This is a genomic window from Sphingomonas sp. (assembly GCF_017304635.1).
Classification (GTDB): Bacteria; Pseudomonadota; Alphaproteobacteria; order Sphingomonadales; family Sphingomonadaceae; genus Sphingomonas.
In genome coordinates, this window is the sequence record NZ_JAFKMA010000001.1 from 871,486 (window position 1) to 885,360 (window position 13,875).

Annotated in this window: 16 protein-coding genes; 10 read left to right on the top strand and 6 right to left on the bottom strand. The window is 69.1% G+C overall.

Annotated features, from left to right (window positions below):
* The first annotated feature begins 11 nt into the window (after positions 1–11).
* A complete protein-coding gene (gene pdxA / locus J0I47_RS04415) occupies positions 12–1,013 on the top strand; it encodes a 4-hydroxythreonine-4-phosphate dehydrogenase PdxA (RefSeq protein ID WP_294045216.1) in 1,002 nt (333 codons plus the stop codon).
* Positions 1,010–1,831, top strand: a complete 822-nt coding sequence (rsmA, locus tag J0I47_RS04420) for a 16S rRNA (adenine(1518)-N(6)/adenine(1519)-N(6))-dimethyltransferase RsmA (RefSeq protein ID WP_294045217.1) — start codon at positions 1,010–1,012, stop codon at positions 1,829–1,831. The genes pdxA and rsmA overlap by 4 nt, the downstream gene beginning before the upstream one ends.
* Here the strand turns inward: rsmA and J0I47_RS04425 are convergent.
* From J0I47_RS04425 to guaB, 3 genes are read right to left on the bottom strand one after another with little or no spacing between them, the layout of a single operon-like run.
* Entirely contained in the window at positions 1,824–2,336 is a 513-nt protein-coding gene (locus tag J0I47_RS04425; protein WP_294045218.1) for a tetratricopeptide repeat protein, read from the bottom strand. The two genes, rsmA and J0I47_RS04425, sit on opposite strands and share 8 nt — an antisense overlap.
* A 35-nt stretch (positions 2,337–2,371) precedes the next feature.
* On the bottom strand, positions 2,372–3,550 hold the full coding sequence (locus J0I47_RS04430; protein ID WP_294045219.1) for an RsmB/NOP family class I SAM-dependent RNA methyltransferase: 1,179 nt from the start codon (positions 3,548–3,550) through the stop codon (positions 2,372–2,374).
* A gap of 10 nt (positions 3,551–3,560) precedes the next feature.
* The gene (gene guaB, locus J0I47_RS04435; protein WP_294045220.1) at positions 3,561–5,018 is read right to left on the bottom strand and encodes an IMP dehydrogenase; all 1,458 of its coding nucleotides are present in this window, start codon (positions 5,016–5,018) and stop codon (positions 3,561–3,563) included.
* A 139-nt stretch (positions 5,019–5,157) separates the two neighbouring features.
* On the opposite strand from guaB, the gene J0I47_RS04440 reads away from it, so the two are divergent.
* Together J0I47_RS04440 and J0I47_RS04445 are read left to right on the top strand one after the other, a co-directional pair.
* Positions 5,158–6,138 carry an SPFH domain-containing protein gene (locus J0I47_RS04440; RefSeq protein ID WP_294045221.1) on the top strand — a complete coding sequence of 327 codons (981 nt, stop codon included), beginning with the start codon at positions 5,158–5,160 and terminating at the stop codon, positions 6,136–6,138.
* Entirely contained in the window at positions 6,135–6,584 is a 450-nt protein-coding gene (locus J0I47_RS04445; RefSeq protein ID WP_294045222.1) for an NfeD family protein, read from the top strand. The genes J0I47_RS04440 and J0I47_RS04445 overlap by 4 nt, the downstream gene beginning before the upstream one ends.
* Positions 6,585–6,892: 308 nt before the next feature.
* Here the strand turns inward: J0I47_RS04445 and J0I47_RS04450 are convergent, their stop codons facing one another.
* From J0I47_RS04450 to J0I47_RS04460, 3 genes are read right to left on the bottom strand one after another with little or no spacing between them, the layout of a single operon-like run.
* Positions 6,893–7,261 carry a hypothetical protein gene (locus J0I47_RS04450; RefSeq protein ID WP_294045223.1) on the bottom strand — a complete coding sequence of 123 codons (369 nt, stop codon included), beginning with the start codon at positions 7,259–7,261 and terminating at the stop codon, positions 6,893–6,895.
* A gap of 54 nt (positions 7,262–7,315) precedes the next feature.
* Positions 7,316–7,756, bottom strand: a complete 441-nt coding sequence (locus J0I47_RS04455) for a hypothetical protein (RefSeq protein WP_294045224.1) — start codon at positions 7,754–7,756, stop codon at positions 7,316–7,318.
* Between the two features lie 46 nt (positions 7,757–7,802).
* Entirely contained in the window at positions 7,803–9,419 is a 1,617-nt protein-coding gene (locus tag J0I47_RS04460; protein WP_294045225.1) for a phosphoenolpyruvate carboxykinase, read from the bottom strand.
* Between the two features lie 165 nt (positions 9,420–9,584).
* Between J0I47_RS04460 and J0I47_RS04465 the strand changes: the two genes are divergently transcribed.
* The 6 genes from J0I47_RS04465 to J0I47_RS04490 are packed head-to-tail and all read left to right on the top strand — an operon-like array spanning position 9,585 to position 13,868.
* Complete coding sequence (locus tag J0I47_RS04465) at positions 9,585–10,292, top strand: response regulator transcription factor (protein ID WP_294045226.1); 708 nt, start codon at positions 9,585–9,587, stop codon at positions 10,290–10,292.
* Positions 10,261–11,847 (top strand): ATP-binding protein, encoded by a 1,587-nt coding sequence (locus J0I47_RS04470; protein WP_294045227.1) that lies wholly within the window; start codon positions 10,261–10,263, stop codon positions 11,845–11,847. The genes J0I47_RS04465 and J0I47_RS04470 overlap by 32 nt, the downstream gene beginning before the upstream one ends.
* Positions 11,844–12,263, top strand: coding sequence for an HPr kinase/phosphorylase (locus J0I47_RS04475; protein ID WP_294045228.1), 420 nt, complete (start codon positions 11,844–11,846; stop codon positions 12,261–12,263). Before J0I47_RS04470 ends, J0I47_RS04475 begins: the two co-directional genes overlap by 4 nt.
* The gene (gene rapZ / locus J0I47_RS04480; RefSeq protein WP_294045229.1) at positions 12,260–13,180 is read left to right on the top strand and encodes an RNase adapter RapZ; all 921 of its coding nucleotides are present in this window, start codon (positions 12,260–12,262) and stop codon (positions 13,178–13,180) included. Before J0I47_RS04475 ends, rapZ begins: the two co-directional genes overlap by 4 nt.
* An 11-nt stretch (positions 13,181–13,191) precedes the next feature.
* Entirely contained in the window at positions 13,192–13,599 is a 408-nt protein-coding gene (locus tag J0I47_RS04485; RefSeq protein ID WP_294045230.1) for a PTS sugar transporter subunit IIA, read from the top strand.
* Entirely contained in the window at positions 13,599–13,868 is a 270-nt protein-coding gene (locus J0I47_RS04490; protein WP_294045231.1) for an HPr family phosphocarrier protein, read from the top strand. Before J0I47_RS04485 ends, J0I47_RS04490 begins: the two co-directional genes overlap by 1 nt.
* Positions 13,869–13,875 lie beyond the last annotated feature (7 nt).

Sequence of the window (13,875 nt, forward strand, 5' to 3'; positions counted from 1 at the left end):
GTAGACGTTCCGTGACCTCGCTCCTGCCGCTGGCCGTCGCGATGGGCGACCCGGCGGGGATCGGCCCGGAGATCATTGCCAAGGCGTGGAATCGCCGCCGCGAGGAAAAGCTGCCGGCGTTCTTCGCGGTCGGCGACACGCGCGCGGTCGCGGCGGTGTGGGACGGCCCGGTCGTGCGGATCGGCTCGCCCGACGAAGCGGCGGCGGCGTTCGACGAGGCGCTCCCCGTGCTGACGACCGCAGATGCCGGCGAGATCGCCCCCGGCCAGCCCGATCTGGAGGGCGCCCGGTGTGCGCTCCATTCGCTCGAGCTCGCGATCGGGCTGACCCGCTCGGGTGCGACCGCGGCGCTGGTGACGGGGCCGGTGTCGAAGGCGCAGCTCTACGATATCGGCTTCACCCATCCCGGCCAGACCGAGTTCGTCGCCGAGCGCGTCGGCGTGTCATCGTCGGCGACGGTGATGATGCTGGCCGGCCCGACGCTGCGCGTGGTGCCGGCGACGACGCATGTCGCGCTGCACCGCGTGCCGGAGTTGCTGACGTCGGCGCTGCTGGTCGCGAAAGCGCGCGTGACCGAACGCGCGCTGGTTCGCGACTTCGGCATCGCGACGCCTCGTCTGGCCTTTGCCGGGCTCAACCCGCATGCCGGCGAGCAAGGCGCGATCGGTCGCGAAGAGATCGACATCATCGCTCCGGCGATCGAGACGCTGCGGGCCGAGGGCATCGACGCGACCGGTCCGCTGGCGGCCGACACGATGTTCCACGCCCGCGCCCGTGCGACCTATGACGCGGCGATCTGCTGCTACCACGACCAAGCGCTGGTGCCGCTCAAGACGCTGCATTTCGACGAGGGCGTCAACGTGACGCTCGGCCTGCCGATCGTGCGCACCTCGCCCGACCACGGCACCGCGTTCGGCATCGCTGGCCGGAACGTCGCCGAGCCCGGCGCGATGATCGCCGCGATCCGGCTGGCGGCGGAGTCAGCCGCGCGCCGCGCCGCGCTCAGCGCGTGACCCCGCCCGCTTTGCCGCCGCTGCGCGAGGTGATCGCGCGCCACGGCCTGTCCGCGTCGAAGGCGCTCGGCCAGAACTTCCTGTTCGACGGCCAGTTGCTCGCGCGGATCGCCGCGATCCCGGGCGATCTGACCGACGCCGAGGTGCTGGAGATCGGTCCCGGCCCCGGCGGCCTGACGCGGGCTTTGCTCGCGGCCGGCGCGCGCGTGACCGCGATCGAGCGCGACCGCCGCTGCATTCCGGCGCTCGCCGAACTCGGCGACGCCTATCCGGGACGGCTGCGCGTGATCGAGGACGATGCGCTCGCGGTCGACGCGCCAAGCCTGTTCGACGGCCGGCCGCACATCGTCGCCAACCTGCCGTACAATGTCGGGACCGCTCTGCTCGTCGCCTGGCTGACGACCGCCTGGCCACCCTGGTGGCGGAGCCTGACGTTGATGTTCCAGCGCGAAGTGGCGGAGCGGATCGTCGCGAGCGCCGGCGACGACGCCTATGGCCGGCTCGCGGTGCTGGCGCAGTGGCGGACGGCGGCGCGGATCGCGATGAACGTCCACCGCTCGGCCTTCACCCCGCCGCCCAAGGTCATGTCGGCGGTGGTCCATATCGAGCCGCGCGAGGCGCCGGCGGGAGTCGCCGTCGCGACGCTCGAACGCGTCACCGCCGCGGCATTCGGCCAGCGTCGCAAGATGCTGCGCCAGAGCCTGAAGGGCGTGCCAGGCGCGCTCGACGCGCTGGCGGCGCTCGGCATCGACGCGTCGCGTCGGGCGGAGACCGTCTCGGTCGCCGAGTTCGTCGCGATCGCCCGCGCGCTTACTTAGCGTCGCTGTCGGGCTTCTCCGGCACCTTGGTCGCGGGTTCGGCCGCGGGCGGCGGGCCCTTGGCGATGGTCGCGGTCAGCGAGGTGGCATCGGGACACGCCTTCTTTCCGCACAGCGTCTTGATGCGATCGAGATTCTCGCGTGCCGGACCCATCGCGCCCTTCGCGACCAGCGCCTCGCCCTGTCCGCGTAACGCGGCGGTGTCGTTGGGCTCGATCAACAGCGCCTCGCGATAGAGCCGGATCGCCTTGCCCGGCAGGCCCTGCCGCGTCGCCACCCCGGCCAGCGTTACGAAACCGGCGCGGTTGCGCGGATCGACCGCGAGCGCGGTCTCGATCAGGTCGGTCGCGCCCTCCAGATTGCCGGCCGCCGCAGCCGCCTGCCCCTGGCGGAGCAGCGCCATCGACCGCGGGTCGATTTCGGTATCGGCGCGCTGGCTATGGAGCGAGGTCGATACGCTCAGCGCGGCCAACGCGACGGCAAGGGCGGCGGGCGATAGGCGCATGATGGTCTCCACTCGGGGCACGGCCCAGCCGCCTATCATGGCCGGATCAGGCGTGCGACAAAAAAGCCGTCGGTGCCGTCGTGGCGCGGGGTGAGGCGACGGCCCGCGCCGCGCTCGAGCCCGGCCGCGATCGGCGCGTCGGCGTGCCAGTCGGGATGCCGCGCCAGGAAGTCATCGACTTGCCCCGCCCCCTCCTCGTCGAGCAGCGAGCAGACGATATAGACGAGCGCCCCGCCCGGCCGGACGAGCGTTGCCGCCAGATCGAGCAGGCGCCGCTGGATCGCGACCAGACGATCGATCCGGACCGGTGTCAGCCGCCAGCGCGCCTCCGGATTGCGCCGCCAGGTGCCGGTGCCGGAGCACGGGGCATCGACCAGCACGACGTCCGCCCGATCCTGCCAGTCGGCCAGCGCCGGCGCCTCGCGCTCCGGGTCGAGCAGCCGCGTCTCGACGATCGTCGCGCCGGCGCGGTCGGCGCGAGGGGCGAGCCGTGAGAGGCGCGCGCGATCGGTGTCGGTGGCGAGGATCATGCCCCCGTTGCGCATCGCGGCGGCCAGCGCGAGTGACTTGCCCCCCGCTCCAGCGCAAAGGTCGATCACCGCCATGCCCGGTGCGGCGTGCGCTGCGAGCGTCACCATCTGGCTGCCGGCGTCCTGCACCTCGACCAGTCCTTCACGGAATGCCGCGCTCTGCTCGATCGCGGTGCCGGACGGGAAGCGGAGCGCATCGGGCGCTCCCGGCACGCGAGCAGCACCTTCCGCGACGAACAGATCGTCACCGCCGCCGCGCAAGCGGTTCAGGCGCAGGTCGAGCGGCGCGCGGTCGATCAGCGCGGCGGCCTCGTCGGCGTCGATCCCGGATGCGGCCAGCCGATCGATCAGCCAGCTTGGCGCGACGCCCGTCGCGCTCCCCACTTCGTCGCCGGCGATCGGCGCCGGTCCGTGCGTCGATCCATCGAACGTCGCGGCGATCGCCGCGTCCTCGCGCGCCAGCCCGACCAGTGCGGCGCGGCCGGTATCGGGCATGTCGCCGGCACGCCGGATCGCGGCATAGACCAGCTCGCGCACCGCGCGCCGATCCTTCGATCCGGCATAGCGCCGCGTTGCGAAATAGCGGGCGATCAGCGTGTCCGCCGCCGCCCCACCTTCGCGCGCCGCCGCGATCACCTGGTCGAGGATCTCGATCGCCGCCTGCGTGCGCGCTGCCGGAGTCATCGTTCCGCGCTCATCGCGTCGGGTAGTTCGGCGCCTCGCGCGTGATCGTCACGTCGTGGACGTGGCTTTCCTGCAAGCCCGCGCCGGTGATCTGCACGAACCGCGCGCGCTCGCGCAGATCGGCGAGCGTGCGGGCGCCGGTATAGCCCATCGACGCGCGAATGCCGCCGACGAGCTGATGGATGACGTCCTTGGCCGGCCCCTTGTACGCGACCTGGCCCTCGATCCCCTCCGGCACCAGCTTCATCTGGTCCTTGATGTCGCCCTGGAAATACCGATCCGCCGAGCCGCGGCCCATCGCCCCGACCGAGCCCATGCCGCGATACGATTTGTACGCACGGCCCTGATACAGGAAGGTCTCGCCCGGCGCCTCGTCGGTGCCGGCGAGCAGCGAGCCGATCATGCAGGTCGAGGCGCCGGCGGCCAGCGCCTTCGCCATGTCGCCCGAGGTGCGGATGCCACCGTCGGCAATCACCGGCACGCCCGACTTCATCGCTTCCTCGGCGCAGTCCATCACCGCGGTCAGCTGCGGCACGCCGACGCCGGCGACGACGCGCGTGGTGCAGATCGAGCCCGGTCCGATCCCGACCTTGATCCCGTCCGCCCCGGCATCGATCAGTGCGCGCGCCGCTTCGGCGGTCGCGATATTGCCGGCGATCACCTGGACCGAATTGGACAGCCGCTTGGCGCGTTCGACCGCGCGGGCGACGTCGCGGTTGTGGCCGTGCGCGGTGTCGATCACGATCAGGTCGACCTCGGCATCGATCAGTTGTTCGCTCCGCGCGAATCCCTTGTCGCCGACCGTGGTCGCGGCGGCGACGCGCAGGCGCCCGGCGGCGTCCTTGGTCGCGTCGGGATAGTTGACCGCCTTCTCGATGTCCTTGACCGTGATAAGCCCGACGCAGCAATAGGCATCGTCCACCACCAGCAATTTCTCGATCCGCCGCTGGTGCAGGATCTTGCGCGCATCCTCGTGTCCGACGCCGCTGGTCACCGTCGCGAGGTTGTCGCGCGTCATCAGCTCGCTGACCGGCTGGCTGGGATTGCCGGCGAAGCGGACATCGCGATTGGTCAGGATGCCGACCAGCCTGCCGTCCGCCTCGGTCACCGGGATACCGCTGATCCGGTGGTGCGCCATCAGCGCCTGCGCCTCCCCCAGCGTCGCGGTCGGCGCGATCGTGATCGGGTTGACCACCATGCCGCTTTCGTAGCGCTTGACCGCGCGAACGGCGGCGACCTGCTCCTCGACCGACAGGTTGCGGTGCAGCACGCCGATCCCGCCCAGCTGGGCCATTGCGATCGCCATGTCGGCCTCGGTCACGGTGTCCATCGCCGACGACACGATCGGGATGGCGAGCCCGATGTCGCGCGTCAGCCGAGTCTCGGTTCGGGCCTCGCTCGGCAGCACGTCCGATTCCGCCGGAACCAGCAGGACGTCGTCGAAGGTCAGCCCGAGGCGGATGTTCATGGGGAGTGCCAATCTTGTCGAATCGAAGGTTGGCGAGCCATGTAACCAACACCCCCGCGCCGCGCCAGCCCGTGTCGCATTTCGCTATAACGGCGGCGGCGTTCTGCTAGGATGACGGCGACAATCCAGGGGGAGTTCGATGGGTCTCGTCATTGCCGCATTGCTCGCGTTCATCGTGCTGATCTACCTGCTCAGCAGCGTGAAGGTCGTGCGCCAGGGCTATCAATACACGATCGAGCGGTTCGGCAAGTTCACTTCGGTCGCGCATCCCGGCCTGACCATCATCATCCCGTTCTTCGACCGGATCGGCCGGCGCGTGAACATGATGGAACAGGTCCTCGACATTCCGGGGCAGGAGATCATCACCAAGGACAATGCGATGGTCGCGGTCGACGGCGTCGTGTTCTTTCAGGTGCTCGACGCGGCGAAGGCGGCGTACGAGGTCAGCGACCTGTACGTCGCGATCATGCAGCTTTCGACCACCAACCTGCGCACCGTGATGGGCTCGATGGACCTGGACGAGACGCTGTCGAAGCGCGACGAGATCAACACGCGGCTGCTCCAGGTGGTCGATCATGCGACCGAAGCGTGGGGCGTCAAGATCACGCGCGTCGAGTTGAAGGACATCCGTCCGCCCGCCGACATCGTCAATGCGATGACCCGGCAGATGAAGGCCGAGCGCGAGAAGCGCGCGACGATCCTCGAATCGGAAGCCGCCCGTCAGAACGAGATCAACCGTGCCGAGGGCCAGAAGCAGGCGCAGATCCTGGAGGCCGAGGGTCGCAAGGAAGCCGCCTTCCGCGACGCCGAGGCGCGCGAGCGCTCCGCCCAGGCCGAGGCGGCAGCGACCAAGATGGTGTCGGACGCGATCGAGGCCGGCAGCAGCCAGTCGCTCAATTACTTCATCGCGCAGAAATATGTCGACGCGGTCAGCCAGTTCGCCACCTCGCCCAATGCCAAGACGATCCTGTTCCCGGTCGAGGCGACTCAGTTGATCGGCACGCTCGGCGGGATCGGCGAACTGGCGAGGGATGCGCTGGCGGGCGGCGGCGGCGGCAATCGCCCCGCGCCCCCCGCTCCGCCGCGCGGCACAGTGCCGGTCACGCGGGGGCAGTCGTGACGCTCGCCGGCGTGGGGTTCAGCGTCGCGGCGCTGTGGCTGATCGCGGCGATGGTACTCGCGATCCTGGAACTGATCGCACCGGGCTTCTTCCTGATCTTCGCCGCGGCCGGCGCCGCGCTGACCGGGCTGGTGCTGCTGGCGACGCCCGACCTGCACGCCATCACCCAGGCGCTCCTGTTCGCCGGGTTCGCCGCGCTGGCGCTGGCGGTCGGCCGGCGCTGGTATCACCGCAGTCGATCCGTGCGCGTCGCGGCGCAGCTCAACGATCGTACCGCCAGGCTGATCGGCCGAACGGTCGAGGTGTGCGAACCGATCGTCGCCGGCGAAGGTCGCGTGAGGGTCGGCGACGGCGCCTGGAATGCCCGCGGCCCGGACATGCCGGCGGGCGCGCTGGTGCGGATCGTCGGCGCCAGCGGCAGCGTGCTGGCGGTCGAGCCGGCCTGAATACTTCCATATCGGAGGAAAGCGGCGTAGACCTTCCGGTCGTTAAAGGGTTCTTTTCGTACCCGGGCGCTAACCAAGGTGATTGCACCGGTGCGCCCGCAAGGGGGACGTGGGGGCATGGGAGGAATAATCACGTGGCTGGCCGCGCTATGGCGCCGCTTGATGGGGACGCCGCGCTGCGACAATCCGGGTTGCACGCCGGATCGGCCCTGCGACGATTGCCTATGGTACTGGTCGATCAAATGAGCGCCACGCCGTAGCGCTCATTCTCATCCATTTTGGCGGTAATCCGCCGGCGGACGAGCCGCCTATTCCTTGCCGCCGAACAGCCCGCCGAGCTTGCCCATCAGGCCGCCCTCGCCGCCTGCTTCGCCACCGCCGAACATGCCGCCCAGCTTGCCGAGGAAGCCGCCATTCTCGCCGTTGTTGAGGATCGACGAGAATTGCCCGAGCGCGCCTTCGCCGCCGATATGGCTCATGATCTGGCCGACCACCCCCGAATCGAGGCCGGTCTGCGCCGCCGCGGTATCGACCGTATCGCCCGGCTGGGCATGCGCCTGCGCCAGCGCGCCGACCGCCTGCTCCGCCTGTTCGGGCGAGATGCCGACCTTCTCCGCCAGATTCTTGATATCGACGTTCGAGCCGATCTGACCGAGGATTCCATCGAGCAACGACATGGTGCGATCCTTTGCGGGTGAGTTCGAGGGGCTGCTTAGACCGAAGCCGGCCTGCTAGGAAGGGCGATCGGGCGCGATATACCCCAAGCGGGCATCGACCGAGAACAGGCGATCGCGCGAGTAGAGCGACAGCGGCCAGTCGCGCCGGCCTTCCGGTGCGGCGAGCAGCGCATTGACCGTCGCGGCCAGCGGCAGGGCGGTGTCCAAGCGCGCAAGAAACGACCGCACCCCCGCCAGGTACGTCAGCGTGATCGTGTGATGATAGCCCTGGGTCGCGTCGTTCACACCGCCGACGGCTTCATTGTAGCGCGAGATGATTTCGCGAATCTCGTTATCGAGGTCGATGTCGGGGCGCTCGACGAGCAGCCAGGTGCATGCGGCGAGGTGCGCCTCGTGCGTCCATTCCTCGCGCGGCAGCGTGCGGGCGAGCAGACCCTCGCCGACGCGGCGGACGGCGTGGTCGTCGGTGAAGAAGCGAATGGCGTGGTCGGTCATCGGTCGGGCTTTCGGTGGAGAAGCCCGACCTTGAGGACCGGGCAGTTCAGGCGGCGGTGGCGGTCCGCGGCGCGGATTGTCGCACGCCTTCGTCGACATGGTCGGCGAATTGGGCGAAGTTCTCGACGAACTGATCGACCAGCCCCGCGGCCGTTTCGTCATAGGCCGCCTTGTCGGCCCACGCCTCGCGCGGATCGAGCAGCGCGCTGTCGACCCCCGGCACCGACACCGGCACCGCGAACCCGAAATAGGGGTCGGTGCGGTACTCGCCGTCCTTGAGACTCCCGTCGAGCGCCGCGTTGAGCAACGCGCGGGTCGCCTTGATCGGCATGCGCTTGATCCCCGGCATCGTCGCCTTGCCGCCCGACCAGCCGGTATTGACCAGCCAGCAATCGACCCCGCCCTTGGCGATCCGCTCCTTCAGCAGATTGCCGTAGACCGAGGGATGACGCGGCATGAACGGCGCGCCGAAGCAGGTCGAGAAGGTCGCGTCGGGCTCGGTCACGCCGATCTCCGTACCCGCGACGCGCGCGGTATAGCCCGACAGGAAATGGTACATCGCCTGGTCCGGGGTGAGCTTCGCAATCGGCGGCATCACGCCATAGGCGTCCGCGGTCAGGAAGATGATGTTGGTGGGGACCGGCCCCATATTCTCGGCGCTGGTGTTCGGGATGAAATCGAGCGGATAGGCGCCGCGCGAGTTTTCCGCGAGACTGGCGTCGTCCAGGTCGAGCTGGCGCGTGACCTGGTCCATCACGACATTCTCGAGCACCGTGCCGAACCGCTTGGTCGTCGCGAAGATCTCCGGCTCGGCCTCGGCCGACAGGCGGATCATCTTGGCGTAGCAGCCGCCCTCGAAGTTGAACACGGCGGTGTCCGACCAGCCATGCTCGTCGTCGCCGATCAGCGTGCGGCTGGCATCGGCCGACAACGTGGTCTTGCCGGTGCCCGACAGGCCGAAGAACACGGCGGTGTTGCTGCCGTCATGCGCCATGTTGGCCGAACAGTGCATCGGCATCACGCCCTTGGGCGGGAGCAGATAGTTGAGCAGGCCGAACACCGACTTCTTCATCTCGCCGGCGTAGCGCGTGCCGCCGATCAGGATCAGCTTCTCGGTGAAGTTGACCGCGATCACCGTCTCGGTCCGCGTACCGTGGCGTGCGGGGTCGGCCTGGAACGTCGGCAGGTCGATGATGGTGTAGTCGGCGACGAACCCCTTCAGGTCGGCCTCGTCCGGGCGCACCAGCATCGTACGGATGAACAGGTTGTGCCAGGCGAACTCGTTGACGATGCGGACGCGGACGCGATGGTCCGGCTGCGACCCGCCGTACAGGTCCTGGACGTAGAGCGTTTCCTTCTCGTGCAGCGCGGCGAGGAAATCGGCCTTCAGCGCGGCGAAATGCTCGGGCTTCATGCCGCGGTTGGTCTTGCCCCACCACACGGTGTCCTCGGTCTCGGCATCGCGGACGATGAACTTGTCCTGCGCGGAGCGGCCGGTGTGCTTGCCGGTCTCCACCACCAGCGGACCGTCGGCGCTCAGCTTGCCCTCGCCGCGTGCGACCGCGGCCTCGACCAGCCGTGCCGTCACCAGGTTCCAGTGCAGCGTCGCGCGGGTCTCGATACCCTGCGACTCGAGGCCGGCGTCCGGAATACGCTCGTTCAAACTCGCTCTCCCACTATCGTTATATGGCGCGCATACGTATGCGCCGTTGATTTTGCGCGCATAACCGGCCGCCGGGAGTCGGTCAAACACCCGAGATGGTTAGCGAGTTGAGCCTGTCCCATTCTTGCATTAGGCCGGTCGCCGCATGACCCGGGCCCCCTGCCGATGACCGCTTCGATCGCGCTGGTCGATGACGACCGCAACATCCTGACCTCGCTGTCGATCGCGTTGCAGGCGGAAGGCTTCCTGACGCGCGTCTATTCGGACGGCGAAAGCGCGCTGAAGGCGTTGATCGACAATCCGCCCGACCTCGCCATCTTCGACGTGAAGATGCCGCGGATGGACGGGCTCGAACTGCTGCGGCGGTTGCGCGAGAAGAGCCAGGTCCCGGTCATCTTCCTGACCAGCAAGGATGACGAGCTCGACGAGGCGCTGGGCCTGGCGATGGGCGCCGACGATTACATCGCCAAGCCGTTCAGCCAGCGCCTGCTGATCGCCCGGATCCGCGCCATCCTCCGCCGTACGGAAGCGCGCGTGGCCTCGCCCGAAGATGCGGTGTCGCCGGCAGAGGCGCTGATCGATCGCGGTCGGCTGCAAATGGACCCGGCGCGGCATCGGGTGACGTGGAACGGCGACAACGTCACGCTGACCGTCACCGAATTCCTGATCCTGGAGACGCTGGCGCAACGGCCCGGTGTCGTGAAGACGCGCAACCAGTTGATGGACGCGGCGTACCAGGACGACATCTACGTCGACGATCGCACGATCGACAGCCACATCAAGCGCGTCCGCCGCAAGTTCCGCGAGGTCGATAACGACTTCGACGCCATCGAAACGCTCTATGGCGCTGGCTACCGTTTTTCGGAGGAGTAGGAGCGAGCGCGACCCCGGCGACCTGTCGCTGCGCTGGTCGGGCAACGTATCGCTGACGACGCGCATTCTGGCGGTCAACATCTTCGCGCTGGCGATGCTGGCGGGCGGGTTCTTCTACCTCGATTCCTATCGCAGCCGCATCCTCGACAACCGGTCGGAGCAGGCCGGGCGCGAGGCGCGGCTGATCGCCGCCGCGATCAGCGCCGCCCCCGCCGCGGCGCGCGACGAAGTGGCCCTGCAACTGGCGCGCGACACCGGCACGCGTGTCCGGCTGTTCCGGACGGACGGCAGAGTCGCGATCGACACACGGGCGATGGGGTTGCGCAACGTGACCTTCCTCGACCCCGACAAGCAGGACTGGACCCAGCAATGGGCGCGCTACATCGACGTTGCGATCGACGCGGTGGTCGGCGCGCCGCGCCCGCCGCTCTATCGGGAACGGGCCGTCGGCGACGAGTGGCCCGACGTGCGCAACGCGCATCGCACCGACACCACCTCGACCACCGTCTGGCGCGCGCCCGACCGTACGCCGGTCATCACCGCCGCGGCGGGACTCGGCGACGGCGAGATCGTGATGACCACGGTCAACGCCCGCGACATCACCCAGACCGTCCGCAACGAACGATTGCGGTTGAGCATCCTGCTCGCGGCGGTCAGCCTGGTCTCGGTGTTCCTGTCGCTGTTCCTGGCGCGGACGATCGTGCGGCCGCTCCGCCGGCTGGCGCGCGCGGCGGTGCGGGTGCGGCTGGGGCGCGCGCGCGAAGTGGTGGTCCCCCGCCTGCCCTCGCGCCGCGACGAGATCGGGAGTCTCGCCCGGGCGCTGTCCGACATGAGCCAGGCGTTGCGCGCGCGGATCGACGCGACCGAGGCGTTCGCCGCCGACGTGACGCACGAGATGAAGAACCCCCTCGCCTCGCTGCGCTCCGCGGTCGAAGGGCTGGCGAACGTCAAGGACCCCGCCTTACAGGAGCGGCTGCTGGCGATCGTGCGCGACGACGTGCAGCGGCTCGACCGGCTCATCACCGACATTTCGGAGGCATCGCGGCTCGACGCCCAGCTCAGCCGCGCCAAGTTCGACGCGGTCGATATCCTCGGAATGCTGGCATGGCTGATCGCGCAGCGTACCGATCGCGGGGTCGAACGCGGTATCCGCTTCCGCTTCGACAACCGTATCCGCAGCGACGTGCAGGTGATGGGCGAGGCGACCCGGCTGGAACGCGTGTTCGAGAACCTGTTCGACAATGCCGTGTCCTTCTCCCCCGACGACGGCCTGATCGCGGTCAGCGCGGCGATCGAGCAGGAGATGCTGGTGGTGCGCGTCGACGACGAAGGACCCGGCGTCCCGACCGAGCAGCGCGAGGCGGTGTTCAGCCGCTTCCAGTCGATCCGGCCCGAGGGCGAGGCGTTCGGCAAGCATTCCGGGCTCGGCCTCGCGATCGGCCGGACCATCATCGAGGGACATCAGGGGACGATCATCGCCGAGTCGCGCGACGACCGCATCGCCGGCGCGCGCTTCGTCGTTCGCCTGCCGCTGGCGCAAGGCACGGCCGGATGAGCGAGACGCTGCATTTCAGCTGCGTCGCGATCGGCGGGCGCGGCGTGTTGATCGGCGGAGCGTCGGGCGCCGGCAAGTCGGACCTGGCGCTGCGGCTGATCGATCGCGGCGCGATGCTGGTGAGCGACGATTACACGACGCTAACCGCTTGCGACGGCACGCTGATCGCGAGCGCGCCGCCAAACATCGCCGGACGGATCGAGGTGCGCGGGATCGGGATCGTGTCCCTGCCGTATCTGGCCGAGGCGCCGGCTGCGTTGCTGGTGACGCTGGACGATGTGCCCGAGCGGCTACCCATGCCGGCGGTTCGTCCCATCGCCGGGCTGGACATTCGCGAAGTGGCGGTGGATGCGCGATCCGCGTCGGCACCGATCAAGGTCGAGCTGGCGCTGGCCGGTCTCGTCGAGGAACCATGACGCAAGCCAAGGAAATCCTGCTGGTCACCGGCCTGTCGGGCGCGGGCAAGTCGACCGTGTTGCGCACGCTGGAGGATCTCGGCTGGGAGACGGTCGACAATTTGCCGCTGCGCCTGCTCGACCGCCTGCTCAGTTCGCCGCCGCCGGAGGGGAGCGAGGACGGGCAGCGGCCGCTCGCGCTCGGCATCGGGGCGCGTACCCGCGACTTCGACCCCAACCGGATCGTGAAGCGTATCAAGCAACTGCGCGACGAGCATGGTTATGACATCGGCACGCTCTACCTCGATTGCGGCGGGGCCGAGCTGGAACGCCGCTATTCGGAGACGCGGCGGCGGCATCCGCTGGCGCTCGACCGCCCGGCCGGGGACGGCATCGCGCGCGAGCGCGAATTGCTCGAGCCGCTACGGCGCTGGGCCAACCGCCTGATCGACACGACCGACTTGACCGCCAACGAGCTCGCGCAGCAGGTGCGTTCGACCTTCGGTGGCGACGGGACAGGCGGGCCGACGCTCGCGGTGATGTCGTTCGGCTTTGCCCGCGGGGTGCCGCGCAACGCCGACCTGGTGTTCGACATGCGGTTCCTGCGCAACCCGCATTGGGAGCCGGCGCTGCGCCCCGGCACCGGGCTCGACCCCGACGTCTCCGCCTATATCGCGGACGACCCCGCCTATGAGGCCGCGGTCAGTCGGATCGAGGACCTGCTCCTGCTGCTGCTCCCCCGCTATCGCGCCGAGGGCAAGTCGTATGTGACGGTCGCGTTCGGGTGTACCGGGGGGAGACACCGCTCCGTCCACGTCGCCGAACGCGTCGCTCGACGGTTGCGCGACGCCGGGTTTTCGCCCACGGTCGCGCATCGCGATTTGGGCGCGGCGCCGCAGGACTCGCTGGAGGGTGCGCCGCGGACGGCTTTGGGGTAACAAGCAAGCGTATGATCGGCCTGGTATTGGTGACGCACGGGCGGCTGGCGTTCGAGTTCGTGACCGCGATGGAGCATGTCGTCGGCGCGCAGGCGCAGGTCGTGTCGATCGCGATCGGCCCGGAAGACGACATGGAGGCGCGCCGCGCGGACATCGCCAAGGCGATCGCCGACGTGGACGCCGGCAAGGGCGTGATCCTGCTGACCGACCTGTTCGGGGGCACGCCGTCGAACCTCGCCATCTCGTTGCTCGAGCGCGGGCGAGTCGAGGTGATCGCGGGGATCAACCTGCCGATGCTGATCCGGTTGGCGTCGGCGCGCAAGACGATGAACGTGGTCGACGCGGTGTCAGCCGCGCGCGAGGCGGGGCGCAAATATATCTCGGTCGCGTCCGAAGTGCTCGGCGCGGCGGCCGCCTGATGCCGGTCAGCCGCCAGGTTCAAATCACCAACAAGCGCGGCCTGCACGCGCGCGCCTCCGCCAAGTTCGTCACCCTCGCCTCGTCGCTGCCGGTTGAGGTGATCGTCGTGAAGGACGGCCCCGGGGTCACCGGCACGTCGATCATGGGGCTGATGATGCTCGGCGCGGCGATGGGCGACACGATCACGATCAGTGCCGATGGCGACGGTGCCGACGGCGCGGTCGGGGCGCTGTGCGAACTGGTCGAGGCGAAGTTCGGCGAGGACTGAGCGAGCG